27 protein-coding genes, 1 other RNA gene and 2 pseudogenes are annotated in these 25,737 nt (G+C 30.8%); 29 read left to right on the top strand and 1 reads right to left on the bottom strand.

Annotated features, from left to right (window positions below; translation table 11 throughout):
* Window positions 1-3: 3 nt before the first annotated feature.
* Window positions 4-444, top strand: a complete 441-nt coding sequence (locus tag Ctaglu_RS21890; protein ID WP_125005756.1) for a YaiI/YqxD family protein — start codon at window positions 4-6, stop codon at window positions 442-444.
* Window positions 445-676: 232 nt separating this feature from the next.
* On the opposite strand, the gene Ctaglu_RS21885 is transcribed toward Ctaglu_RS21890, so the two are convergent.
* Window positions 677-856 carry a hypothetical protein gene (locus Ctaglu_RS21885; protein WP_125005754.1) on the bottom strand — a complete coding sequence of 60 codons (180 nt, stop codon included), beginning with the start codon at window positions 854-856 and terminating at the stop codon, window positions 677-679.
* Between the two features lie 290 nt (window positions 857-1,146).
* Between Ctaglu_RS21885 and Ctaglu_RS21880 the strand changes: the two genes are divergently transcribed.
* The 28 genes and pseudogenes from Ctaglu_RS21880 (at window position 1,147) to Ctaglu_RS21765 (ending at window position 24,844) form a co-directional block, all read left to right on the top strand.
* Window positions 1,147-3,144 carry a triple tyrosine motif-containing protein gene (locus tag Ctaglu_RS21880; RefSeq protein ID WP_233439911.1) on the top strand — a complete coding sequence of 666 codons (1,998 nt, stop codon included), beginning with the start codon at window positions 1,147-1,149 and terminating at the stop codon, window positions 3,142-3,144.
* Window positions 3,145-3,265: 121 nt separating this feature from the next.
* A complete protein-coding gene (locus Ctaglu_RS21875) occupies window positions 3,266-3,982 on the top strand; it encodes a pseudouridine synthase (RefSeq protein ID WP_125005750.1) in 717 nt (238 codons plus the stop codon).
* 498 nt (window positions 3,983-4,480) lie between these two features.
* Entirely contained in the window at window positions 4,481-6,673 is a 2,193-nt protein-coding gene (rnr, locus tag Ctaglu_RS21870; protein ID WP_125005748.1) for a ribonuclease R, read from the top strand.
* Window positions 6,674-6,903: 230 nt separating this feature from the next.
* Complete coding sequence (smpB, locus tag Ctaglu_RS21865; protein ID WP_125005746.1) at window positions 6,904-7,371, top strand: SsrA-binding protein SmpB; 468 nt, start codon at window positions 6,904-6,906, stop codon at window positions 7,369-7,371.
* Window positions 7,372-7,597: 226 nt separating this feature from the next.
* Window positions 7,598-7,951, top strand: a transfer-messenger RNA (tmRNA) gene (gene ssrA, locus Ctaglu_RS21860).
* A gap of 391 nt (window positions 7,952-8,342) precedes the next feature.
* Window positions 8,343-8,936, top strand: a complete 594-nt coding sequence (locus tag Ctaglu_RS21855; RefSeq protein WP_125005744.1) for a type IV toxin-antitoxin system AbiEi family antitoxin domain-containing protein — start codon at window positions 8,343-8,345, stop codon at window positions 8,934-8,936.
* Window positions 8,933-9,766: a nucleotidyl transferase AbiEii/AbiGii toxin family protein gene (locus Ctaglu_RS21850; protein ID WP_125005742.1), complete on the top strand. Its 834-nt coding sequence runs from the start codon at window positions 8,933-8,935 to the stop codon at window positions 9,764-9,766. Before Ctaglu_RS21855 ends, Ctaglu_RS21850 begins: the two co-directional genes overlap by 4 nt.
* A 289-nt stretch (window positions 9,767-10,055) precedes the next feature.
* Entirely contained in the window at window positions 10,056-10,316 is a 261-nt protein-coding gene (locus Ctaglu_RS26535) for a hypothetical protein (protein ID WP_373861720.1), read from the top strand.
* Window positions 10,313-10,528, top strand: a complete 216-nt coding sequence (locus tag Ctaglu_RS26530) for a hypothetical protein (protein ID WP_373861719.1) — start codon at window positions 10,313-10,315, stop codon at window positions 10,526-10,528. The genes Ctaglu_RS26535 and Ctaglu_RS26530 overlap by 4 nt, the downstream gene beginning before the upstream one ends.
* An 11-nt stretch (window positions 10,529-10,539) precedes the next feature.
* Entirely contained in the window at window positions 10,540-10,746 is a 207-nt protein-coding gene (locus tag Ctaglu_RS21840) for a gamma-glutamylcyclotransferase (protein WP_125005740.1), read from the top strand.
* 160 nt (window positions 10,747-10,906) lie between these two features.
* Window positions 10,907-11,215 (top strand): DUF6788 family protein, encoded by a 309-nt coding sequence (locus Ctaglu_RS21835; protein WP_125005738.1) that lies wholly within the window; start codon window positions 10,907-10,909, stop codon window positions 11,213-11,215.
* Complete coding sequence (locus Ctaglu_RS21830; RefSeq protein ID WP_125005736.1) at window positions 11,212-11,715, top strand: DUF3990 domain-containing protein; 504 nt, start codon at window positions 11,212-11,214, stop codon at window positions 11,713-11,715. The genes Ctaglu_RS21835 and Ctaglu_RS21830 overlap by 4 nt, the downstream gene beginning before the upstream one ends.
* Window positions 11,712-11,954 carry a hypothetical protein gene (locus Ctaglu_RS21825; protein WP_125005734.1) on the top strand — a complete coding sequence of 81 codons (243 nt, stop codon included), beginning with the start codon at window positions 11,712-11,714 and terminating at the stop codon, window positions 11,952-11,954. The genes Ctaglu_RS21830 and Ctaglu_RS21825 overlap by 4 nt, the downstream gene beginning before the upstream one ends.
* Before the next feature lie 2 nt (window positions 11,955-11,956).
* Complete coding sequence (locus tag Ctaglu_RS21820) at window positions 11,957-12,181, top strand: DUF3791 domain-containing protein (protein WP_125005732.1); 225 nt, start codon at window positions 11,957-11,959, stop codon at window positions 12,179-12,181.
* 112 nt (window positions 12,182-12,293) lie between these two features.
* Window positions 12,294-12,521 (top strand): annotated as a pseudogene (locus Ctaglu_RS21815) (P27 family phage terminase small subunit); the annotation flags it as partial.
* A pseudogene (locus tag Ctaglu_RS21810) lies at window positions 12,521-12,870 on the top strand (terminase large subunit); the annotation flags it as partial. The pseudogenes Ctaglu_RS21815 and Ctaglu_RS21810, both read left to right, overlap by 1 nt.
* Before the next feature lie 100 nt (window positions 12,871-12,970).
* Window positions 12,971-13,252, top strand: coding sequence for a KilA-N domain-containing protein (locus Ctaglu_RS21805; protein WP_125005730.1), 282 nt, complete (start codon window positions 12,971-12,973; stop codon window positions 13,250-13,252).
* A 314-nt stretch (window positions 13,253-13,566) separates the two neighbouring features.
* The gene (locus Ctaglu_RS26065) at window positions 13,567-13,812 is read left to right on the top strand and encodes a hypothetical protein (protein ID WP_233439908.1); all 246 of its coding nucleotides are present in this window, start codon (window positions 13,567-13,569) and stop codon (window positions 13,810-13,812) included.
* A 32-nt stretch (window positions 13,813-13,844) separates the two neighbouring features.
* On the top strand, window positions 13,845-14,105 hold the full coding sequence (locus Ctaglu_RS26060; protein ID WP_233439907.1) for a hypothetical protein: 261 nt from the start codon (window positions 13,845-13,847) through the stop codon (window positions 14,103-14,105).
* Entirely contained in the window at window positions 14,086-14,310 is a 225-nt protein-coding gene (locus tag Ctaglu_RS25570) for a DUF6718 family protein (protein ID WP_307720510.1), read from the top strand. Before Ctaglu_RS26060 ends, Ctaglu_RS25570 begins: the two co-directional genes overlap by 20 nt.
* Window positions 14,311-14,704: 394 nt before the next feature.
* Entirely contained in the window at window positions 14,705-16,171 is a 1,467-nt protein-coding gene (locus Ctaglu_RS21795) for a class I SAM-dependent DNA methyltransferase (protein WP_125005728.1), read from the top strand.
* A complete protein-coding gene (locus Ctaglu_RS21790) occupies window positions 16,165-17,280 on the top strand; it encodes a restriction endonuclease subunit S (RefSeq protein ID WP_125005726.1) in 1,116 nt (371 codons plus the stop codon). Before Ctaglu_RS21795 ends, Ctaglu_RS21790 begins: the two co-directional genes overlap by 7 nt.
* 18 nt (window positions 17,281-17,298) lie before the next feature.
* The gene (locus Ctaglu_RS21785; RefSeq protein WP_125005724.1) at window positions 17,299-17,730 is read left to right on the top strand and encodes a hypothetical protein; all 432 of its coding nucleotides are present in this window, start codon (window positions 17,299-17,301) and stop codon (window positions 17,728-17,730) included.
* A gap of 37 nt (window positions 17,731-17,767) precedes the next feature.
* Window positions 17,768-21,121, top strand: a complete 3,354-nt coding sequence (locus tag Ctaglu_RS21780) for a DEAD/DEAH box helicase family protein (protein ID WP_125005722.1) — start codon at window positions 17,768-17,770, stop codon at window positions 21,119-21,121.
* Window positions 21,122-21,133: 12 nt separating this feature from the next.
* Complete coding sequence (locus Ctaglu_RS26630; RefSeq protein ID WP_507762488.1) at window positions 21,134-21,226, top strand: PC4/YdbC family ssDNA-binding protein; 93 nt, start codon at window positions 21,134-21,136, stop codon at window positions 21,224-21,226.
* A gap of 68 nt (window positions 21,227-21,294) precedes the next feature.
* Window positions 21,295-22,047, top strand: coding sequence for a hypothetical protein (locus tag Ctaglu_RS21775; protein WP_125005720.1), 753 nt, complete (start codon window positions 21,295-21,297; stop codon window positions 22,045-22,047).
* 121 nt (window positions 22,048-22,168) lie between these two features.
* Entirely contained in the window at window positions 22,169-22,561 is a 393-nt protein-coding gene (locus tag Ctaglu_RS21770) for a hypothetical protein (RefSeq protein WP_125005718.1), read from the top strand.
* Between the two features lie 135 nt (window positions 22,562-22,696).
* Entirely contained in the window at window positions 22,697-24,844 is a 2,148-nt protein-coding gene (locus Ctaglu_RS21765; protein ID WP_125005716.1) for a hypothetical protein, read from the top strand.
* Window positions 24,845-25,737 lie beyond the last annotated feature (893 nt).

The following is a 25,737-nucleotide window of genomic DNA, read 5'->3' as shown; positions in this document are numbered from 1 at the left end:
AAAATGAGAATTATTGTTGATGCAGATGGGTGCCCTGGAAAAAATCTAATAGAAAAAGCAGCTATAGAGCACTCTATAGAACTCATTATGTATTGTGATATTAATCATGTTTTAAATAGTGATTATGCGCAAATAAGGTATGCGGATAGTGGGTTTCAAAGTGTTGATATGAAAGTAGCTAATGAAGCAAAATCTAAAGATATAATAATTACTCAAGACTTTGGAGTTGCTGCTATGGTTTTAGCTAAAGGCGCCTATGCTATGGGACCTAAAGGACATATCTATGATGATGATAACATTGATAAGCTATTATTTGAAAGGCATATGTCTGGTAAATTAAGACGTAGTGGAGGTAAAACCTTTGGTCCTAAAAAAAGAACATCAGAAGATGATGAAAAGCTCTATCACAATTTAATTAAATTGATTTTAAAAGCGCAATCATAGCAGTAAAATGATTGCTATATAAGATTTGAAATATATAAACATAGCCAGTAACTGAGGCTATTAGACATGTTAAAGGTTATTTTAGAGGACTAAACAATTCATAATTGTTTAGTCCTCTAAAACTTTCAAGTGTTTAACAGAATTTCAGATGATGATTTAATTTAGGTAATGCCGTCCATGATTAAAGTCACAAGAGTGCAGGTCAATTTTTGAATTGGTCATAAAAAAGCAATTAATCTGCGGTATTCATATCTTTCATATCGATATTGTCTTTGATAGATTCAGGATATAGGGAAGCGTTATTTACCTGCTCTAGCATAGGATAACCAGACTTATTGCTTTTATCAATAGTTATGTCTTCTTTTTTGTAAGGATAATTTGGATTATAATGATCTAGTTTTTTGTGAGCCATAATATCTCTCCTTTCAACAATTATTAAAAATAATTTATGGTTATAATAGTTTTACCCTATTAATAAATATTATAATAACAATATCGCTACCATAAAAAATTATAAAATTCGTAATATTATTATTTTAAATTAAAATCATAAGTATTTATGTCATTAAATAAAAGAAAAAAAAGAAAGTAAACACTGTTACAAATTATGGAATCATAGTATAATATACCAATATAGAGGAAGATTTTAAAAAATCCATTGTGTAGCTTATTTATAAAGGTAGGTGAACTTGAGTGAATGAAATGAATATATTGTTTAACATAGAAAATCCTGAGGAAGAACATAAAGAAATTGTAGTAAGTATTGAAAATGAGATAGAGGATAATCTGGACTATAAATTTCTTATAGGAATGGAAGGGACATGGACTACTTTAAAGGAATTAAGTGCAACTACTTCCGTTCTATGGAAACCGGAAGCAGATGCTAAGTATTCAATAATGGTACAAGCTAAAAGAAAAGAAAGCAAAAAAGCTTTTGATTTTATGTCGAAAACCGAATATGTAGTTGGTAATTTTTACGAAAAGTTAATAAGTGATATTTACATAGACAAAAAAGAAATAATGGTAGGTGAAAAAATCACCTTAACAGTAGAGACAAAGCAGGTTCCTATTATGTATAGGTATTGGATACGTAATAATGGAAATTGGTTACTTATAAAGGATTATTCATCAGAAAATGTAATGACTTGGGCTTCGAAATATTCTGGAGAGCAAGAATTTTTGGTAGAATGCAAGAATTTAGATTCTAAAAATATTTTTGATGACTTTATGAAAATACAATTCAATGTAAAATCTGTGCAACCCTTAGAAATTATGAAATTTAAATGTTTGACCGAAGATTTGCTTTCAGGTAGGGAACTAGTTTTTGATGTAGAGGCAATCCATGAGGACAGTAGAATGATTTTATACAAATTTATAAAAATTAATCCTGAGGGGGATAGTAAATGCATACAAGATTATTCAACTAAAAAATTAGTTAGTTATGTTGAAGAAGATATGGGAAGTTATAAGCTATTATGCATGGCAAAGGATATGTATTCACTTCATGAGTTTGATGATAGAGCATTGATTCATTATACCGTAAAGCCTTATGAAGAAATAGATATACAAAGTTTTACTAGTGATTTAAGTTCTCCACAACTATGCGATACTCCTATTAATTTGAGATGTATTGCTAGAGGTGGGAAAGAATTATTGTACAAATTTAAAATCAAGGGAAAGTGCATAGAGGATTCAGGTTATATTAGAAAAAATAATTATATATGGACACCAAGTGAAGCAGGAGAATATAAAGCTTGCTTGTGGGTTAAGGATTCATCTTTTGAAGGAGAATATGAGAAGAGTGTTTGTTTAGACTTTATGATTGATGATATAGGGAATACAAATGTTATTATTGATGATATAATTTTGGATAAGAAAAATCCTGTACTAATAAATGAAGTTGTTCATGTAAAAGTTAAAGCAACAGGAGGAACTTCTCTAAGATATGGTTTTTCCATTTTTGAGAATGATACTGAAATAGAAAGAATTGAATTTGGGACACATGATTTTGCAGATTTTACTCCAGGAAAAAGCGGTAAATTCAAATTAGAGGTAAGAGTAAAAGATAAATACTCTAAAAGAGAATTCGATTGCCACGCAGTGGTATATATTGAGGCTTTGGTGTGTATTCCAGCTAAAATAGACTATATTTTAATGCCCACACGAGAATATTATATGGTAGGGGATACTATTGCACTGGAAGTAATATCTGAAAACACAAGAAATACCCTTGTGAATTATATTTTGAAAATAAATGGTCATTTAGTGGAACAAACAAACTTTGTGCAGCATAAGAATTACGAGCTTAAACCAAAATCTAGTGGAAATTATTTAATAGAGCTTAGGGCGAAAAATAAAGCTAGCATAGAGGAATATGATTGTATGAAGGAAATAAAAATACAAGTACATGAGACATTACCTATAACAGATACAAGGATTTTATGCGATAAGACAAATTTTAAGGCCAATGAAGCAATAACATTTGTAACGGAAAATCTGGGAGGCAGAGATGTGGTATATGAGTTTTATCTTATGGAAAAGGAGGAATGGACCTTAGCACAAAGATTTAGCAAGAAAAATGATTATACATTTATGCCCTTTACTAAAGGAATGTATAAAGTGCTGGTATTATCAAAAAATTTTTATAAGAGTATTTCATATGAAGATTATGATATAATGGAGATAGAAGTATTGGAATAAAGTTAAAACAGCTTTTCAAGGCTGTTTTTTTTATGAGAAAAGGGTTTATAATAATTGTATATAATAATTATTTATATGTTTTACTATTGGTTTTAAGAAACAGTTGAGGAGATGAATTTATATGGAAAGAATAGACAAAGTATTGTCAAATTTAGGTCATGGAACAAGAAAAGAAGTAAAGGGATTATTAAAAAAAGGAAAAGTAGAGATTGATGGAATTATAGCTTCAGATAGTGCTATGAAGATTGATCCGGATAAGGCTGTAATAAAGGTATCTGGTGAAGAAATTAAATATAGAAAACACATATATTTAATTATGAATAAGCCAGCGGGTGTTGTTTCTGCTACTGTAGATAATCATGATGAAACTGTAATTGATTTGTTAGATGAGCAGTACCATTCCTTTAAGCCATTCCCTATAGGCAGGCTTGATAAAGATACAGTGGGATTACTACTAATTACTAATGATGGGGAGTTAAATCATAAATTAATAGCACCTAAGAATCATGTAGATAAAGTGTATTATGCTGAAATTAATAAATTTATAGATGAAAAGGATATTTCCACCTTTAAGAATGGTGTTGTAATAGATGACGGATATAAATGTATGCCAGCAATACTAGAAGTATTAAGTGCAAATGAGAATGGATCAGAAGTAATGGTTACTATTCAGGAAGGTAAATTTCATCAGGTAAAAAGAATGTTTGAAAGTGTAAATAAAAAAGTTGTATTTTTAAGAAGAATTAGTTTTGGACCATTAAAATTAGATGAAAGTTTATCAGAAGGACAATATCGAGAATTGACAGAAGAAGAAATAAACTCATTAAAACAGGTTTAATGACATTTTATAATACCGTAATATACGGTGAAAATGAATAAAATGTGAATAAAATGTCGCCATTTTAAAAAATATTTACAATAAAATCTCAAAAAAACCTTGCAAACTTTAGTTAAGTTTAATATAATTAAAGAGTAAAGATAAATAGAGAGATAAATAGCCCCCTTTTTATTTATTATAAAACAGCCCAACCCCAAGGGCTGTTTTATTTTGCAAAAAAAGTCGATTTCTGAGAAGAAATGTTTGTACATAGTATTCCGACAAAACGCTCACATTAAATAAAACTATTTAATGTGGGCATTTTTTATTGGGAAATGGGGAAGTATATAATCATATAGTATATACTAGATTTATTTTTTGGATTATAATAAAGATAAGTAAATGTAGTATTAGATGTATAATTCGCCATAATAGTTAGTTAATACTAAAGTTATAATGAATATTATTCAGGAATGATTTAAAAAATAAATTAATAAAATTATATAGGAGGAAAATCTTATGGATATAAAAGAAACACTAATAAGCTTTATGACAGAACAAGCATACAAGCCTATGAACATAGCGGAATTATCTAAAGTATTTAGTATTAAAAAAGCAAACATGAAAGACTTTACTAAACTATTATCTGAAATGGAAAAAGATGGTCAAATAGTTAAAACACGAACTGAGCATTATGGTATTCCAGAGAAGATGGGTATTGTAAGTGGTAAATTCCAAGGTCATCAAAGAGGTTTTGGATTTGTAATAGCGGACGAGGAAAGACCAGATATATTTATTCCAGCAGATAATGTGAATGGAGCAATGAATGGTGATAGAGTTCTTGCAAAGATTTTAAAAGAAGTAAACAATGGTAAGAAATGTGAAGGTGAGATTACAAGAATAATAGAAAGATCTAATAAAACAATAATAGGGACTTATGATGACAGCAAAAACTTTGGTTTTGTAGTAGCAGATGATAAGAGGATTGCTCAAGATATATTTATCCCTAAAGCAGAAAGAAATGGTGCCAAAACAGGTCAAATAGTAATAGCTGAAATAACTGAGTGGCCAGAACAAAGAAGAAATCCTGAAGGAAGAATCGTAGAGATTCTTGGAAATAAAGGGGATCAAGGTATAGACATATTAACTATAATTAAGAAACATAAGTTGCCAGAAGAATTTCCAGCAAAAGTTGAAGCCTTTGCAGACAATATAGTTGAAAAAATCCCAGAAGAAGAATATACGCGAAGAACAGATTTAAGAGACTTGCAGATGGTAACTATAGACGGTGAGGATGCTAAAGATTTAGATGACGCTGTATCTATTGAGATTTTAGATAATGGCAACTATCGTTTAGGTGTTCATATAGCGGATGTTTCTCACTATGTTAAAGAGAAAAACCCACTAGATATAGAAGCTTTAACTAGAGCAACTTCAGTATACTTAATTGATAGGGTTATACCAATGCTTCCTAAAAAATTATCTAATGGAGTTTGTAGTTTAAATCCTAAAGTAGATAGGCTGGCTCTTAGTTGCTTTATGGAAATAGACAAGACTGGTAAAACTATAGACCATGAGATAGTAGAAACCATTATAAAAACTAATGAAAGAATGACTTATACTGATGTTACAAAAATATTAAGAGATAAAGACGCAGAAACAATGGAAAAATATGATTATTTATATGAAGATTTTAAACATATGGAAGATTTATGTGCCATTCTTAATAAAAAGAGAATGGGTAGAGGTGCTATAGATTTTGACTTTACTGAGTGTAAAATATTATTAAATGAATTTGGAAAACCTGTAGACATTGTTCCTTATGAAAGAGGAATTGCAAATAGAGTAATTGAGGAATTTATGTTAATTGCTAATGAAACTGTAGCTGAGCATATGTTCTGGCTTAATGTACCTTTTGTATATAGAATCCATGAGGATCCAGATGAAGAAAAGTTAATACATTTTAGTGAATTTGCACATAATTTAGGATACCCTATAAAGTGGGGAAAAGAGATACACCCTAGAATGCTTCAAGAAGTAATAGCAAAAGTAAAAGGTGAGAAAGAAGAAATGGTGCTAAGCACATTGTTACTTCGTTCTATGATGAAAGCAAAATATTCTCCAGAATGTAGCGGTCATTTTGGCTTGGCATCCAAATATTATTGTCACTTTACCTCACCAATTAGAAGATATCCAGACCTCATGATCCATAGGATAATTAAAGAGGTTATAAATGCAGGTTTAAGTGAAAAAAGAACAGAAAAATTAAGAAAAGAAGTAGAGATAGCATCAAAACAATCCTCAGATATGGAAAGAATAGCAATGGAAGCCGAAAGAGAAGTAGATGATTTAAAGAAAGCAGAATACATGAATGAAAGAATAGGTCAAGAATTTGACGGTATTATTTCTTCAGTGACTAATTTTGGATTGTTTATAGAACTTCCAAATACTATAGAAGGATTAGTTCATATGAGTAGCTTAGATGATGATTATTATGTTTTTGATGAAAGACATTTAACCCTTGTAGGTGAGAGAACTAAGAACATTTATAAATTGGGCGAAGAGGTAAGAATCATAGTTAGTAAAGTTGATTTAGCTTCTCATGAGGTTTATTTTGATATAATTAAAGATGATAAAGATAAAGAAGAAAAAGAAGAAGAATATTCCGTTAAGGATTTAGATGAACTTATAAAAGATGATTCCACAAAGTAAAAGTACGGTATTGTAGAATAATTCAAAAATAAAGATACAGAAGAGGATTAACCTCCTCACTTGAGAAGGATTAATCGCCTCAAGTGAGGAGAAATAAGTGCCTCTTCTGTTTATTATTTTAAAGAGCGATTTGTGAATCTACAGCCATGTAAACATAATCCACATTTTCTTGAAAAAGAATGGGTTATAGAGTATAATTATATATTAATAAGAATAAAGTAGGTGAGGTTATGGCAAAGGAAACAGGAAACAAAACACTAGTGGAAAATAGAAAAGCAAGACATGATTATTTTATAGAAGAAGCAATGGAAGCTGGAATAGAACTTGTTGGTACAGAGGTAAAGTCTATTAGAGCTGGAAAGGCAAATTTAAAAGATAGTTATGCAGATGTTATAAACGGTGAAGTATTTATAAAAAATATGCATATAAGTCATTATGAAAATGGGAACCAATTTAATGCTGATCCATTAAGAGTTAGAAGGTTATTACTTCATAAAGAACAAATAAATAGACTACAAGGATTTACATCACAAAAGGGGTTTACTCTAGTTCCATTATCTATTTATCTTAAAAATACTAAAGTGAAAGTTAATCTTGGTATTGTTCGCGGTAAGAAAGATTATGATAAGAGAGATGCTATGCTTGAAAAAGATGCCAAGAGAGATATGGCTAGGCAGTTCAAGGAAAGTATGAGATAATAAGCACTATTACACAAGAAATACATAATATTAGCACTTGATAAAGCTCCTAATATAGTGTATTATTAAGACATAGACAGCAAGGCAGTAAAACATTAAAAACTAAAATTTAATTCATTTACAAAAACACAAAAACAAAATAAATATAAAATTGCGTTATAAATATGCAATAGGATACACATATTATTGCATTGCAAGAGATTTGAATTAAATCTTTTGACAATACGGGGGCGTACTTGGTTTCGACGGGGGTACGTTGCATCGAGGAAGCGAGCCGAGGGAACCTATGGACCCGCGTCAAAAAACTATAGGGACAATTTAAACGCAAACGATAATTTAGCACTAGCAGCTTAGTTCTGCTACGTCTTACCTTTGATTACCGCGACTTAGGATAGGGCGCCGACAGCGGTGAACCGAGTCTGGGAAAGCTTTGACCCAGAAACGGAAAATATGAAGCTACCAAAGCGTGAATCTCGTTAGTAAGAGTCACATAGAGGGAATGCTAAAGTACTAACTACGCTCGTAGATGCCTAGGTGTTATGGCTTTCGGACAGGGGTTCGACACCCCTCGCCTCCACCATAAGAAAACTTAAATATTGATACAATGGAAAACCCTTGAATTCAGGGGTTTTTATTGTTTTTTGGATAAAATGCAGTGTGGAAATTGTGCTGTAAGTTATGAAATTATAGGTTAGAATAAAATAAATGCACACCTTTTATGGATTTTCAACAGGGGGTATTCATTTTTAGCGGAAATAGAAAGTCTTATTTTATATGGTACATAAAGGCACATGTTGAGATAGTATTAACTCTGAAAGGTAAACTTAGCTAGAAAATAAGGATTATATTATAATTACATGTCCTAGTGAGGAATTTTTAGCTTTTTTAATTTTATGATTTATATTGAAAAAAGTTTACAAAGATACTGATTTGAAGTATAATATCAGTATCTTTGTAATGAGGTGAGATAAATGGATTATTTAAATGAATTGGAAAATTTAATTGAGCAAAATAATGGTACATTATTTACAGCAGATTTAACACGTCTAAATATTCCACGAACGTATTTATCTAAGCTTGTGAGTATGGGGAAATTAGAACGAGTAAGCAGAGGTGTATATGTTTTGTCGGGTGAAATTGAAGATGAGATGTATTATATGCAGATTAAATATCCAAAGTTAATTTATTCACATGAAACAGCTCTGTTTATACATGGGTTATCTGATAGAACGCCCTTTGAATATTCAGCAACTGTACCAAGTAGTTATAAGGTTGTAACAAGTATTTCTGAAAACAACAAGGTTTATTATATAAAAAATGAATTACATTCGTTAGGTATTACTACCGCAAAAACTTCTTTTGGAAATGATATTAAATTGTATAATATTGAGAGGACAATTTGTGATATTGTACGAAGCAGAAACAAAATAGACATTCAGATTTTAAATGACGCTTTAAAGAGATATATTAAACTAAAATCTGCTGATTTTAATTTGCTAGGCGAATATGCGAAAAAATTCCATGTTGATAAAATAATCAAAAAATATATGGAGGTACTTTTATGAGTAGCAAAGGCATGAGTTTAAAGGCGAAAATTAAAAACCTTGCCAAAAGCAAAGATATGTCTGCACAAGTTGTTTTGCAAAACTATATGTTTGAGAGGTTTTTAGAACGCATATCAAAATCTGAATACAAGAATAAGTTTATATTAAAGGGTGGTATGTTAATAGCTGCCATTGTGGGGATAGATAATCGTTCAACAATGGATATGGATGCAACGTTAAAAGGATATCCATTAAATGAGGATTCATTATCAAGGGCTATAAATGATATTTGCTCAATTGATGTAGACGATGACGTAATCTTTTCTTATATTAAGGTTGAGCCTACCAGAGAAGATGATGATTATGGTGGGTACAGGGCAAGTATACAATCTGTTTACGATACCATTATAACTCCAATGCAAATTGATATTACAACAGGAGATGCTATAACGCCAAGAGAAATCTTATATAGATTTAAAATGATTTTTGATGATAACACTATTGATATTTGGGCATATAACATAGAAACAGTTTTAGCGGAAAAATATGAGACAATATTAAGGCGTGGAGAATTTAACACAAGATTAAGAGATTTTTATGATATATATATATTGACAAAAACACAAGACTTCAATAAAAAGCTGTTTAATGAAGCAATTTTAAAAACATCGAAACATAAGGGAACAACACATATATTTGAAAATATTGAAAAAAGAATATCAGTTGTTGAAAACAGTAAAGATTTGAAAAAGCTATGGGATAAATATAAGAAAAATTACAGCTATGCAAAAGATGTTTCATTCGAGGATATAGTTTTTGTTTTGAAGGAATTGTTAGTATCAATAAAGTAAAGTTAAAGCATTTCATTTTTAGAGGGTCATTTCTCAGCAAGTTCAGTCAAGTCATTTCCTTTCAGACAGTGGGTATGTTTCCGCAGACTGGACATGTTGAGTGTGTGGTTAGGATAGAGAAGAAATAGGCTGGTATCAAAGGCTTTAGAGGATTTTAAGTAAAAATTGAAGTGTGTTTTATGTTCCCTCAGACTAGGTTTGGGGGAATTTTTAATTTAGGGGGGCTCTCATTGGAAGGCATAGGCTTGTTTGTGGGGATAGCACAGAAGCTAAGACTTATGAAGTTTTGATGGAGGGAAAGAAAGCAAACCTTGTGGTTACTGATTCCCCATATAATGTAGCCTATGAAGGAATAGCGGGTAAAATACAAAATGATAATATGGCAGATAAGAAATTCTATGAGTTCTTATTGAATTTTTATAAATGCACTTTTGAGGCTATGTTTGATGGAGTGGCAATATATGTTTTCCATGCGGATAAAGAAACGGTGAATTTCAGAACAGCATTTAAGGATGAAGGTTCTTTTGTCATGAAACCTGTGTGTGGGTGAAAAATTCTCTGGTACTTGGAAGATGTGATTATCAATATACCCGCGAGCCAATTTTATATGGTTGGAAACCTACTGCAGGTCATAAGTTCTATGGAGACAGAAAACAAAAAAACACTTGGAATTTTGATAGGCCTAGAGGGTATTCTGACAACGGGCTTATTTTAAAACCACTACAAACTGCATATTCAGAATGTTTAGCTGAACTTAGATAGTGGAGGAATATATGGATAAGTTTTTCACACAAAAGATCTGTGATAGATGTGGCAGTAGCTTAGATGGTGGCAGAATAATGAGTATGTTCAACACCGATTGCATTTGTATGGCTTGCTTTGAAAAGGAAAGGCATGACAAGGATTATGATAAAGCAGTTGAGGCTGACCACGAGCAAATAAAAAAAGGCAATTATAATTTCAAAGGAATGAGGGGTTAATAAAGAATTAAATTAAATGGTTATTAAATAGAAAATTAATTTCATGAAAAAGTCTTTTATAGGTGCACAAGAGTTTTAAAGCTCCTAGTTATTATTACCCCACAAAATATTGTTAATATTATTATTGTGGGGTATAATGATAATAAGGGAGGTAGTTATTTTGAGTTTATTGCGAGATATTATTTTAGAGGAATACCAAAGAAATATTTTAATGCAACAAGAATATGAAACTAAGATTAATGAACTTCCTAAAGGAACAATTGTTATAAAGAAAGTAAGTAATAATGAATATTACTATTTAAAATATAGAGACGGTAAAAAGACTGTTACTGATTATCTTGGTAGAGATGAAAAGAAAATTGATGAAACAGAAAAGCAGATTAAAAAGAGGAAACATTTTGAAATTATGCTTGCTGAGCTAAAAAAGGAAAATATATTAATACAAAAGGTTACAGGAGGATGTATATGATTTTATACCATGGAAGTAATGTAGTTGTTGAGAGCCCTGTTTTGTTAACCCCAAAACGAACATTGGATTTTGGAACAGGTTATTACACTACCACAAATAAAAATCAGGCAATAAGTTTTGCACATAAGGTGATGCTTAGAAATGATAGCCAAACTAAATCAGTTAGTATGTATGAGATTGATTTTGTCAACATGGAAAACACACTCGAAGTGCTAAAATTCAATGAACCTAATGGAGAGTGGTTGGATTTTGTTTTTTCTAATAGGCAGGGCATTTATAGCGGTAAACAGTATGATGTGATAATTGGAGCAGTAGCGGATGATACTATTTATAGGGTTTTCAGTTTGTATGAAGCTGGACTCTTGGATAGAGAAGAAACTCTCAAGAGATTAAAGGTTAAAAAACTATATGATCAAGTTACCTTTTGTACAGAGAAAGCATTGACCTATTTGCATTATATTGGTCAGTTAAATACTGATATAGAGGAGGGTGCACAATGAGTGAATCAAAAGAATTTCAAGTTATTTTACAGGTGATTGTCTCTCGCTTGGTACAAATGATTACAAAAGAGATGAATATTTCTGATAAAGATGCCTTAAATAGTCTTTACTCATCAAAGCTTTATGAAAAGCTGGAGCAAGAAGAGACGAAACTCTGGCATTTAAGTGTACCTACTCTTTATAGCATCTATGTTGAAGAAATAAAAACGGGTAAAATCTCTTTCCCAGAGGAGGCATAAAAATGGAAGAAAAATTAGATTTTTTAGTATATTGTATAGAAAACTATAAAAATGAAAAAGGTCTAAAAGGCAAGGAAACTTTAGAGTTTTTTAACAGATACCGTGTTTTTGATTATATTAATGCGAGCTATGAAGCTTTGCATACCACTGGAAGAGAATATATTATAGAAGACCTTAGTATTTATATTAATGCAAGGCAAAAGGTTGATTCAGGGATTGTACAATAATAAATTAAAACGCTAAGAGCCTTAGGGCTCTTTTTTCATACCTAAAAAAGGAGGTGATACCTATGGCACAAAGAGGAAGGATACCAACACCAACAGCAATAAAATTACTTGAAGGGAAGCAGAAGAATTTCTATCAAAACATGGTACTATTTTTAAAACACCATCCGGGTATATACATCAGGTGTCTCAGGTATCAATTGCCCAAACTTATTTAAAGATAATGAAATACTTTTGCTTGGAATTTGGACTTACTCCTGCTGCAAGGTCAAGAATATCTGTAGTAACAACGGTAGGAGTATCTGATGATCCTATGGAGAAAATTCTGAAAGTGGTGAAGTAATGTTTGACGAAAATAAAGTAGAAAGAGCTGCGGAGTTTATAAGAAATCTTAAGCATACAAAAGAAATATGGCATGGAGTTCCTTTTGATTTACTGCCTTGGCAGGATAGAATCATTAGAGATATATTCGGAACTGTAAAAGATAATGGATTTAGGCAATACAACAGTGCTTATGTTGAAATACCAAAAAAATTAAACCTATAATATCTCAAAAGCGACTTGTTTATATGCCTACCGGAAGTTATTATCAAGTTTTATCCTCAGAGGCATTTTCAAAACATGGGCTGAACGTACAACGGGTTATTTTTGATGAACTCCATGCCCAACCAAATAGAGAGTTATATGAAGTTTGCTTGATCTTACTCAATTTAAAGAAGTGCTGTTATGAATTTAATCGTCTTAACAGATATATATAAATGGCATTGAGGATAGTGAAATGAGGATGATTTTATTAGGTTAACTGACATTGCAAAATATAAAAATTTAGATTCACCTGCAGATATTGTTAAGAATTGGTTAAGAAGCAGAAGTACTATAGAATTTTTAGGATTGTGGGAACAGATGAATAATCCGGATTTTAAACTGGCCGAATTCGACCAGTTTAAAAATGAAGCTGGTGCCAATGACTTAACAAATAAGGGAGTATCAATTACTTATGCTAATGAAGCAGATGTACTTAATATGGCACTGTTCGGTAAGAATGCAAAATTTAAATCGGAAACAATTGGGTGATGGTAAATAAAAAATCTTAAAGAAACTAAAACCTGTCATTGGGAGTCGTGAGAGTTCAGTTTGAGAATTTTATGGATTTTACTTATATAGTTCAATTCTTTTAATGGACAGTGATAAAGTTAGGTACGGTTCGCCTCCACCATAAAAGAACAACAAGTTTGATACAATGGAAAACCCTTGAATTCAGGGGTTTTCGTTGTTTTTTGGATTAAAGTGCAAGGTGAAAGTTGAGCTGTAAGTCATGAAATTATAGGTTAGAATAGAATAAATGCACACCCCTTATGGATTTTTAGTAGGGGGTGTGCATTTTTAGGGTGGGGTGTGCACTTTTTAGCGATAATAAATTAATATTTGAAAAAGATGATTTAGTTAATGAATTAATTGACTTAAAAGAATTTTATGAGAGTACTGATTTACTAATAGGTGTGAATTTTGCTTATAGGGTAAAATCGATACAATCATGTTTACTAAAATATGATAAATATTATCCTTACATAGAGGCTAATAAATGTTTTAATGATATACTTGGGATTAGAATTATAATTATAATGAAGTTTTAGAGCAAGATTTAAATATTTTTAAAGTTGCGGATATGATAAATGGAAAAGCTAATGATGATGGATATAGAGGTATCCATTTATATTATCAGAAGACGAATAAACATTATCCTATAGAGATTCAAATAAATACTAAGCATGATAGGATTATGAATGATTGGCTTCATATATATGTTTATAAGTATGAAAAAAATAACGTTATAGGTGAATTGTTAAGAAAAAGATATGACAGTGGAGAAATCCAAAATGAATCTGATTTTAAGGAGGTATTGAAAAATATGTTATTTAGTAGCTAAGAAATATGAAAAAGAAGGTAGCTTAGTCTTAGAAGTAGAGCAAGGCCAAAGATTGGCATCATTATTAAAAAATTTAACATTAACAACGCTTGGAAAAGGGATACAGAAAGTAACGCTTAATGACTTGGAAAGTTTTAAAGAATATTTTCCATATACAGTTATTGATGATGAGGTTGAATATATTTCAAAAGTAGTAAAAATGTAGGCTGGAATTCGAATAAAGTGAACTATTTATTTTGGAATGGGAATATGTTCCTTCGAACAGGTCATGTGGAGTGCGTGGTAAGGATAGAGAGGAAATAGGCTGGTAGCAAAGGGGTTAGATGATTTTAGGTGAAAATTGAAGTGTGTTTTATGTTCCCTCAGACTAGGTTTGGGGGAAATTTTAATTTAGAGGGGCTAACAAATACGCAGAACTAAGGGTATTTGCGTATTTGTTATAGTTTTGCGAAATTGTATAGAGTAAAACTACCCCCTCAGAATTTGGAAATAATAAATATGAAATATGTTGAAAAATATGGGAATATAAAATAATAAAGAGTATAATATAATTGCATTGGTTTTGGATGATGCAATTATTTTAATTTGGAGGAAAACTAATGATTACAGGCGAATTAAGAAGTAAAGTAGACAAAATATGGGAAACGTTTTGGACAGGTGGAATATCTAATCCATTAGAAGTTATAGAGCAATTTACATACCTTTTATTTATAAAAGGGCTAGATGATAAAGAAACAATAAGTGAAAATGAATCATCATTTTTAAGTTTAGAATTTCAAGGATTATTTTCAAGTGATAAGCAACATTTACGATGGAATAAATTTAAAGACTTTGAAGCAGGTGAAATGTATAAAGTAATGCAAGAAGAAGTGTTTCCATTTATAAAGAACCTTCATGGAGATGAGGCCTCTGCCTATGCAAAATATATGGGGGATGCTATTTTTAAAATACCAACCCCACTAATGCTTTCAAAAATAGTAGATGGAATAAATAATATGGATATGGAAGGAAAGGATACAAAGGGAGACCTGTATGAATACCTACTTTCAAAAGTTTCTACAGCAGGTACTAATGGACAGTTTAGAACACCTAGACACATAATTGATATGATGGTAAAACTTATGAAGCCAACACCAGAAGATATTATAGTAGATCCAGCAGCAGGTTCCGCAGGATTTTTAGTATCTGCACAACAATATTTGCGTGATAATCATGCTGATTTATTTTTAGTGCAAGGGTTAAAGGAGCACTTTAATAACAATATGTTCTATGGTTTTGATATGGATAGAACCATGCTTAGAATAGGTGCTATGAACATGATGTTACATGGAGTTGATAACCCAAACATTGAATATAAAGATTCCCTTTCAGAAGTGAATATAGATAAAGAAAAATTTACATTAGTACTAGCAAATCCGCCTTTTAAGGGAAGCTTAGACTATGAAGCGGTATCAGCAGATTTGTTAAAACTAACTAAAACTAAGAAAACAGAGCTTTTATTCTTAGCATTATTTTTACGAACATTAAAAAATGGTGGACGAGGTGCTTCAATAGTTCCAGATGGAGTGTTATTTGGATCAACGGGAGGACATAAATCCATAAGACAAGAAATAATAGATAACCACAAATTAGAAGCCATTATATCAATGCCAAGTGGAGTGTTTAAACCATATGCAGGAGTATCAACAGCTATCATGATATTCACCAAAACAAATGGTGGTGGAACAGATAAGGTATGGTTCTATGATATGAAAGCTGATGGATATAGCTTAGATGACAAGAGAAATCCTATTGGAAATAATGATATAACTGATATTATAGAGAGATTTAGCAATTTAGATAAAGAAGCATACAGAAAAAGAACAGAACAATCATTCTTTGTACCAGTAGAAGAAATACGGGATAATGGGTATGACCTTTCTATTAATAAATACAAAGAAATAGAATATGAGGAAGTAGTTTATGATGCACCTAGTGTTATATTAGAGAAAATTAAGGACTTAGAGGAAGAGATAGTAGAAGGGTTACAAGAATTAGAAAGAATGATTGAGGGTAAGTTATGTTAATAGGATATGAATTAAAGGAATTAGGTGAAATATTAACAGGCAATACTCCAAGTACAAAAAATTCAAGTTTTTATGACACAAAAGATATAATGTTTGCAAAACCTGGTGATATGGATTTAAACATTACGGATATTAATGAAACACAAGATTATATATCTAATAGTGCAATTGATAAAGCAAGGATAGTTCCTAAGGATAGTTTACTAGTAGTGTGCATAGGTGCTACTGTTGGTAAAATTGGAGTAAATAAAGATAGGGCGGCATTTAACCAACAGATTAATGCAGTTATTCATAACAAAAAGGTATATTCTTCTAAATATTTAGCATATGTAATGCTTCAAAATAGGGAAAGATTGATAGATTTAGCAAATTCAGCAGTTGTTCCAATAATAAATAAAACACGATTTTCAGAGTTTAAAGTCAATATACATGCTACAAAAGAAGAACAGAAGGAGATAGTAGAATTATTAGACAAATCCCAATCTTTAATAGATAAAAGAAAAGCTCAATTAGAAGGCTTAGATGAATTAGTCAAATCAAGATTTATCGAGATGTTTGGATATCCAGTAAAGAATCCTATGGGGTGGGAAGTTAAATTATTAGGTGAGGTTTGTGAAATGAAGGCAGGAAAAAATATTAAAGCATCAGATATTCATAATGAAAATTTAGGTAATTTTTATCCTTGTTATGGTGGTAATGGATTGAGAGGATATGTTGAGCAATATTCTCATGAAGGTAATATCCCACTTATTGGACGTCAAGGTGCCTTATGTGGAAATGTAAAATATGCACAAGGAAAGTTTTATGCGACTGAACATGCGGTAGCAACACAATCTAAAGTAGAAATGAATTCGTATTGGCTGTATTTTTTACTAAGTCAATTAGACTTAAATAAACTTTCTACAGGAGCAGCTCAACCAGGTCTTACTATAGGAAGTCTTAATCTTGTAGAAATACCAATATCACCAATTTTTATGCAAAATAAATTTGAGAAATTAGCTAAGCAAGTCGACAAATTGAAATTTGAAATGCAAAAAAGCTTAACTCAACTAGAAAATAACTTTAATGTCATAATGCAAAGAGCATTTAAAGGAGAATTATTCGACTAAAAAGGGGATAGGAAGTGTATGAGTGAATTTTTAAATTACGTTGAGACATTACCGATATTATTAGAAAAGTTATTAGAATCAAAAAATCATAGGATAAATGATCTTACTGAGGGTAAAATTAAAGAAATTCTATGCGAAAGCTCTCCAGTAAAAGGTATATATTTAATGTATGAAGGGAACGTCCCTATGTGCGTGGGTCGGTCGAGAACACTAGCCCAAAAGATTGGAACTGATGAAAGGTCACTAGGGAAAATGCAAGCTTCTGTTACAAAGAAGATAATGAAATTAGAAACAAATGATTTTTCAACAATGAAAGAAGCTAGAGACTATTTATTCAAGAATTATACTGTGAAATTCATAAAAATAGATGATGAGATATTAAGATATTTGTTTGTTATTTATGTAGCAACTGAACTTTCAACACCATTTAATAGCTTTATGGAAACTTAATTAACAAATATTTAAAGGTATTTTTAGGGGGACAAAAATGTCAGGAAATTTTAATTTTTTAAGGTATAAAGAAATTTTTAAAAGCTTCACACAATCATGTATTGAAGCTGAAAAGAGTATATTAGTAAGTCCAGCTACTTGTGCAATACTCACAAGAAGAGCGTTAGAGCTATCTGTTAAGTGGCTATATAGTTTTGATCAAGATTTAAAATTACCGTATCAAGATAAATTATCAAGCTTAATTCATGACAATAGTTTCATTGTGCTTGTAGATTCTAAGATGTTAAGAATGCTAAAATACATAATTAGTCTTGGGAATGTAGCAGTGCATACTAATTCTAATATTAAGCGTGAAGAGGCAATTCTCGGACTTCATAATCTTCATCAATTTATTTCGTGGATTGATTATTGCTATGCTGATGAATATACTGCAGGTGAGTTTGATGAGGATATTTTATTACAAGGTGAAGAAAAGAGAACAAGACCAGAGGAGCTTAAAGACCTTTATGAGAAGTTAAGCTCAAAGGATAAAAAACTTGAAGAAATAATAAAACAAAATGAAGAACTTAGAAAAGATCTAACAGAAAAGAGAAAGAGTAATACTAATCCTGAAAATTATGACTTTAATATAGATGAAATTAGTGAGTTTGAAACAAGAAAGAGATATATAGATGTTGAGCTTAAACTATCTGGATGGGATTTTGGCAAAGACATTGGTGAAGAAATTGAAGTTGCTGGTATGCCGAGTGGCACAGGCATTGGTTATGTGGATTATGTTTTATATGGAGCTAACGGTAAGCCAGTAGCCGTTGTAGAAGCTAAAAGAACTAGTAAAGATCCAAAGGTAGGACAGCAGCAAGCAAAATTATATGCTGATTGCCTAGAAAAACAGTTTAATCAAAGACCTATAATATTTTATACCAATGGTTTTGAAACATATTTATGGGATGATTTTAATGGACATTCAGAAAGAAGAGTTTATGGTTTCTTTAAAAAGGAAGAGCTGCAATTATTAATTGATAGAAGAACCAGTAAAAAATCATTTAACCAAATTGAAATGAAAGATAGTATAGCAAATAGATATTATCAAAAGGACGCAATAATTTCAGTATGTGAAGCATTGGAAAAAAAACAAAGGAAAACGCTTCTAGTAAAGGCTACGGGTAGTGGAAAGACAAGAACAGCCATATCAATAGTAGATGTGCTAACAAGGCATAACTGGGTTAAAAATGTATTATTTCTAGCAGATAGGAAAGCATTAGTAAAGCAAGCAAAAAACAGTTTTTCAAAGCTTTTACCAGATTTAGCTTTATGTAATTTATTGGACAATAAAGACAATCCAGAAGAATCAAGAATGATATTTTCCACATATCCTACTATGATGAATGCCATAGATGATACAAAGTCTAAGGATGGAAAGAGGTTATTTACTCCTGGACATTTTGACTTAATAATAGTGGATGAATCACATAGAAGTATTTATAAAAAATTCAAAGGTATATTTGATTATTTTGATGCGTATCTTTTAGGGTTAACTGCAACTCCAAAAGATGAAATAGATAAAAATACCTATAGCATATTTGATTTAGAAAGTGGAGTACCAACCTATGCCTATGAATTAGACAAGGCAGTAGAAGATGGCTTCCTTGTAAGTTTTGAGACTTTAGAGTATGAGTCCAAACTAATGAAGGATGGTATAAAATATGATGATTTATCTGATGAAGATAAAGAAGCATATGAAGATACATTTGATGATGATGAAAGTATAGGTGAAGAGATTTCAAGTTCTGCCATTAATGAATGGTTATATAATGATAACACCATTGATTTAGTTTTAAATAAGTTAATGGATAAAGGGCTAAAAATTGAAGGTGAGGAAAAATTGGGTAAAACAATAGTTTTTGCTAAAAGTAATAGACATGCAAAGGTTATTGTAGAAAGGTTTAACAAGCTATTTCCTGAAGTAGGCAGCCATTTCTGCAAAGAGATTGATTACTCTATTAATTATGTAGATAGTTTAATAGATGATTTTTCAGATAAAAAGAAAATGCCTCAAATTGCAGTATCAGTAGATATGCTAGATACAGGAATAGATATACCTGAAATATTAAACCTAGTTTTCTTTAAAAAAGTGAGATCTAAATCTAAGTTCTGGCAAATGATAGGTAGAGGCACAAGACTTTGTCCTGATCTTTTAGGAATAGGCATGGATAAAGAGAAATTTTTAGTATTTGACTTCTGTAACAATTTTGATTTCTTTAGAGTAAACCCAAAAGGTTTTGATGGTGCTACTTCTCAAAGTCTTACAGAAAAAACATTTAATTTAAAGCTAAATATCATAAAAGAGCTTCAAGACCTTAATCATCAAGAGGAAGAATATAAAACCTTTAGGGAGGCTTTAGCTCTGAATGCAGTATTAAGTATAAATTCTTTAAACGAGGATAACTTTAGAGTGCGAATGGAGCTAAAGTTTGTTCATAAATATAAAGAAGCGAGTGGGTGGATATCCCTTGGAACATTAAATGTAAATGAAATTAAGGAACATCTTTCTTCCTTAATTATTCCTATAAATGATGATGAGTTTGCAAAAAGATTTGATGTGGCAATGTATACAATACAGCTTGCAAAGCTTCAAAATGGAAATGCAACAAAACCTATTAAAGGCGTAATTAAAACTGCCGAGGAACTTTCAAAACTTGGAACAATACCAGCGGTGCAAGCTCAAAAGTATGTGTTAGAAAAGGTTATGACAGATGAGTTTTGGGAATCAGCAGATATTTTTGAATTAGATTCTGCACGCGAAGCTTTAAGGGAACTGTTAAAGTATCTTCAAAAGGAAGTTCAAATAATATATACTACACAATTTGATGATTTAATTGTTAGAGAAGATATTGGGGGAGCTTTTTATAATGCTAATGATCTTAAAAACTATAGGAAAAAAGTTGAGTTTTATCTTAAGGAGCATAAGGATGAACTAGCTATTTTCAAACTTAGAAATAATAAAAAACTCACTAAGCAGGATTTAAAAGCATTAGAAGATTTAATGTGGAAGCAGCTAGGCTCCCATGAAGATTATAAAAAAGAATTTGGTGAAATGCCAGTTAATAAATTAGTTAGAAAAATAGGAGGACTCGATAGACAGGCAGCAAAGGTCGCATTCTCAGAGTTTTTGAATAATGAAAATTTAAATACAAAGCAGACACACTTTGTAAATCTTATAGTAGATTATATAGTAACCAATGGATTTATCGATGATAATAGAATTTTTCAAGAAGATCCATTTAGAACTATAGGAAGTATAATTGAGTTATTTAAAGAAAATATGGATGATGCAAGAAAGATTATGGGAATCGTATCTAGTATTAATAACAGTGCTGAGGAAGTAGGGTAGGTGGAATAGCATATGGAGGATATAAAGTTTGAAATTGGAGAAACAACAGGAGTTCTTTCAGAATCAAGTAAGGGATGGAAGAAAGAATTAATGCTGATTAATTAGTAAGGAAAGGTGGAGATTATTTGTTTTCAAGAGCAACGATAATGGATATTATGTATTTATTACGAGACATGAATACCCATGCGACTTTAGATACATATGTGTTTAGATATGGATTAGATGAAATAGCTACAGGTAGTAGCAAAGATCAAAGGGTGCTAGCCGTTGGTCGATATTTAATTAATAATCCTCAACGGCATGGAATTTTAAGTGATAATTTGATGTATGAAATAGTAGAAGATATCATTAATAAGGCTATATCCAATGATTACTATTTTCACTCTAATACTAGTGAGTTCATCAATTACCCGCAATTAAGAAGACTTCTATTAAAAGATGGGTTTGTAATTGATGATGGTAAATTACTTAGAACATTTGACACTGACATAGATTTTAACAATAATGAAACTTTACTTGAAAATTTGCTAAACAAACATAATTTTGATATTGCAAAGGGCCATTACAATCAGGCCAGTAATGCATTTAATCGAGGTGATTGGGCAGCATGCAATAGTCAATTAAGAAGCTATGTCGAAGAGTTATTAAATAAATTGGCGAAAAAAATAACGGGAAATACACCTGCAAGTAGTCAAGAGGCTAAAATTACTTTATCTAAATGTGAACCACCAATATTTTACAAGCAGTTAAATGAATGGCTAGATAATGGTCAAGGTTTTTTTGAAACTTTCTGGAAACGGCTTCATCCTGAAGGATCACATCCTGGGCTTTCAGATGAACATGATTCAATATTCAGACTAAATCTTGTTCAAATTGCTACACTCGAAGTTTTAAGAAGATATGATCAAAATTATTCTAGATACTAGGCTGTACAGTCAAATATGATATTCTAGCAATGTGTAGGGATGCTTGGTGCTTTGAGAAGGATTATAAAGACTAGGAATAAAGAGCATTGTATAACCTAAGAAATTATAGGATGTGACAATAATGTCTAAAAACACATGTAGGTATTGCAAATTTTGTTTACCAGAGGATAAGGAACGCTATATCTGTGCTGATGTTAATTATGGTAAAGATGTATCAGAAACTTTGGATGTAGTGAAAGCTTACTATTCAGAAGGATTAGAAGCATTTACAGAACGAACTGAACAAGAAGCAGTCCACGTTAATACTCCTTTATCACAGCTTAAGCTTGACGGAAGAAAGAGAATTTACTTAGTTGACTTAGAGGGTAAGACTCTTAGTGTGAATACATCGAGGGCTAAAAAACTATTTTCAGATGTAGTTGTTTTGAAAATTAGTCTTGGAGATACATATGATGTTAAAGCTGTGTTTAGTAATGAATTATTTAAAGATGGTATGTATTTGGTTATAAAATAGGGTACAATAGATCAATCAAGCAGAGATTCCAATTTCATCTCTGGTAAGGGGTTAGTACTATAGAGAAAAAATGTAAAATAAAAGTTTGCTATGAAAGTATAGTAGGAGGCTCAGTGATTTGATGGGGGGAATATCTTGATAATTGAATACAATAATATTGTTCCAGTATGCAATCAATATAAAGACTTTATAGACAGTCATATAGATGAAATTTCAGTTGATGATGTGAAAATTAAATTAAAACTAATTGAAAAATATAAAGATGGTATAGATGCGGAATTATTAAGGAGCCCTTTTAATACTAATAGTCAGATAAATATTCTAATAGCGCAAAATGTCAAAGATATGGCTGCTTATAACATTAATGCTGAGAATATATCATCACAAGAAAATCAAAATATTTTAATTAAAGAGCAAAATGGAGAAATATTATTAAGTTCAGAATTTCTAATTATTATAAGACATCTAAAATTAAAGGGAAGACTAGAGGAAAAAGATCTGACATTACATATAAAAATATTAGAGAGTTTATGGAATCATATTGGTAATGGGTATTATTATGAAAATAAAGATTCAGTGTGGGAAGAACTTTTTAGTTATGCTATAGATCTGTTTAATACAAGCCAAACTATAGATTCAAAAATTGGATATGATATTATACAATTGATTAAAGCAACAAAACATTTGACAAATTTTGGTGCTCAATTTGAAATTGTAGCAGGTAGAATTATACTATCTGAACAATCCCTTATTCTTATTCACACCAAATTAGAAGAGATGATATACCATATAGGTGGCATTGAAACATTAGAAAACTTGTTCAATCAGGAATTACAAAATAAGTATAGTTCTGATATTGATAGGTATCTAATTCACAGAAATAAGTCTTCATTTGGAGCAACTAAAGAGAGTAATAGAGTTCCATATAATTATCTTATTAATATGTGCGGTAAATTCTTAAATAGAGGAATTAGCATTCTTACGGCTATTGGTCAAAGGAAGATATATCAGGAAATAATTAAACTGAGTAGTGATTATTTAACTGTATTAGGACTTCAAGGATATTCAATGTATGAGGATATGTTCATACATTACAAAGATTTACCTGAATATATATATAAGAACATTATTTTTGAAAATCTTTATATTCCAGTACAGTATAATCCTGACTTCGTATTGGATATACTTGATAAACTTTATCGACCATATTATGATCAATGTATGTGTTGCGAATTTAAGTTCGATGACTACTATAAGGTTGCTCAAACTATATTGAAAAAATATACATTTTGTTCTACAATTACTTTCGAAGATTTGAGAGTAAAACTAGGAATGAATAGAAAGACTCTTAAAAGCATTCTACTTGAGATATCAGAACCTAAAGAGCAAATAAACAAGAGTTTTAACCAGATATTAACGGCGACAAATCTTTTTAGTAAACCCTTGATTAGATTAAGTAAGGATACGTATTTTCTTGTTTCACCCCATTTTTGTGGGTATTCTTTATGTGAGATAATGTATCAAATACTTAAAAAGGTAAAAGGCTTAAGGCTGAACAGAAAAATGGGAGTTACTATTGAAGATTATGTTAAGAGTAAGCTAGATAGCAAGAATATTAAATATTACAGCGGACATTACTCATTGGATAATGATAAAGATAAAGGTGAATGTGATGTAGTATTAGAAACAGATAAGAATATTATATTTTTGGAGATAAAGAAACGTTCACTTCCAGATACCTTTGAGTTAGCAGACGATGTTGAAGTGTTGAGTAGTCTAGGTGAGGGAATGTTAAATGCCCAGAAACAAATACTCCGGCACAGAATATATCTTCAAAAGAATGATACAATGAAATTGTATGAAAAACAGGATAAATTATCACCATACTCAGTATTAAATTGGAAAGGTAGAAGAATAGTTTCAATTAGCATATGTTTTCCAGAATACGGGTTTTTAACAAATAAAACATTAAGTTCCAAATTCATGGAGAGTTTGCTATTTGCAACTTATCATTCAAGAGATCCAGAAAAGGAATATAAACTATCTAAATTGAATAAACTAAGGGAGCAAATTGAGATATTAGTAGGAGAACTTAAAGAAGGGGACAGAAAAAATGCACGTACAGTATTCTTTGATACCTTATTTCGTAGTTTGCAGCAATTTTTATATGTTTTAGGGAGTTCTTCTAATGTAGAAGAACTAGTGGAAAATCTGACTAGAGATATTTATATTTCAGATGGTAGTATGGATTTCTATGCTTCACTCCGATCTAATCTTCATTGAGTATCCACAATGTTTTAGTTACTTATGTTGGTGAGTGGAGGTTGTTTGTACTTGACGGATTATTTCATGGTTGGTCTTTGGTTGTAATAAGGCATTATTTAACATCGAGTTTTTGTACCTGGCAAAGGAGCTCATGATATCATTGATAGTACCAAGGTCAGTATAGGAACTTCAGTAAAAAATATAGATACCTGTTAAGTGAGAAATTGGATTGGTGGGTATTTTTAGATTAAATCAAAAATATAACTAAAGTCATGGAAAAAATAAATTTCTAAGGCTTTAGTTATAATATTTTCATTTTAATAAAGTTGAAGAGAATTTAAAAAATAATTGTTGAGTTGGTCAAAAAATGTTAACTTTAATAAAATGAATGTCGTATCTGAGAATGCATATTAATAAATTTATTATCAAATTCCTCTTGCCATGGATCTAAAAAGCCTTCTTTAAAAAAATATGTGGGTTTACCGCATATTTCACAAAATCTGCTATTACCAGGACTCTCTTCTATTTATCTAGTTTGATTTGTTCAGGATAATAAACTCGTTTAAATCCATTTAGTCTATTACGTGTATATTTCCACAAATATGAAAATTATAAACGTCTTTGAAATTATAATTAGCAATAGAGCTTGTCAGCAAAACTTCCAGTTTTTGTTGTTTATATGACATTTTATATAGAAATTAAAAGATATTTATGTTATAATATAGTATATTATGGAAATTTAATTAAAGAAGTATTTTATAGCAATATAAATTTTATGTAATTGGAGTAGTCACGGAAAGTAACATGTAAAACTTGATTTTGTATAGAGTCATTATAAGGCTATAAATTTTATGTTCAGAGAGCAGTTAGGAATAAAAATAGGCATAGCAAACAAGCCTACACGATGCAGG

The organism is Clostridium tagluense (assembly GCF_003865095.1).
GTDB classification, from domain to species: Bacteria; Bacillota; Clostridia; order Clostridiales; family Clostridiaceae; genus Clostridium_AD; species Clostridium_AD tagluense.
This window is presented reverse-complemented; position numbering and strand designations above follow the sequence as displayed.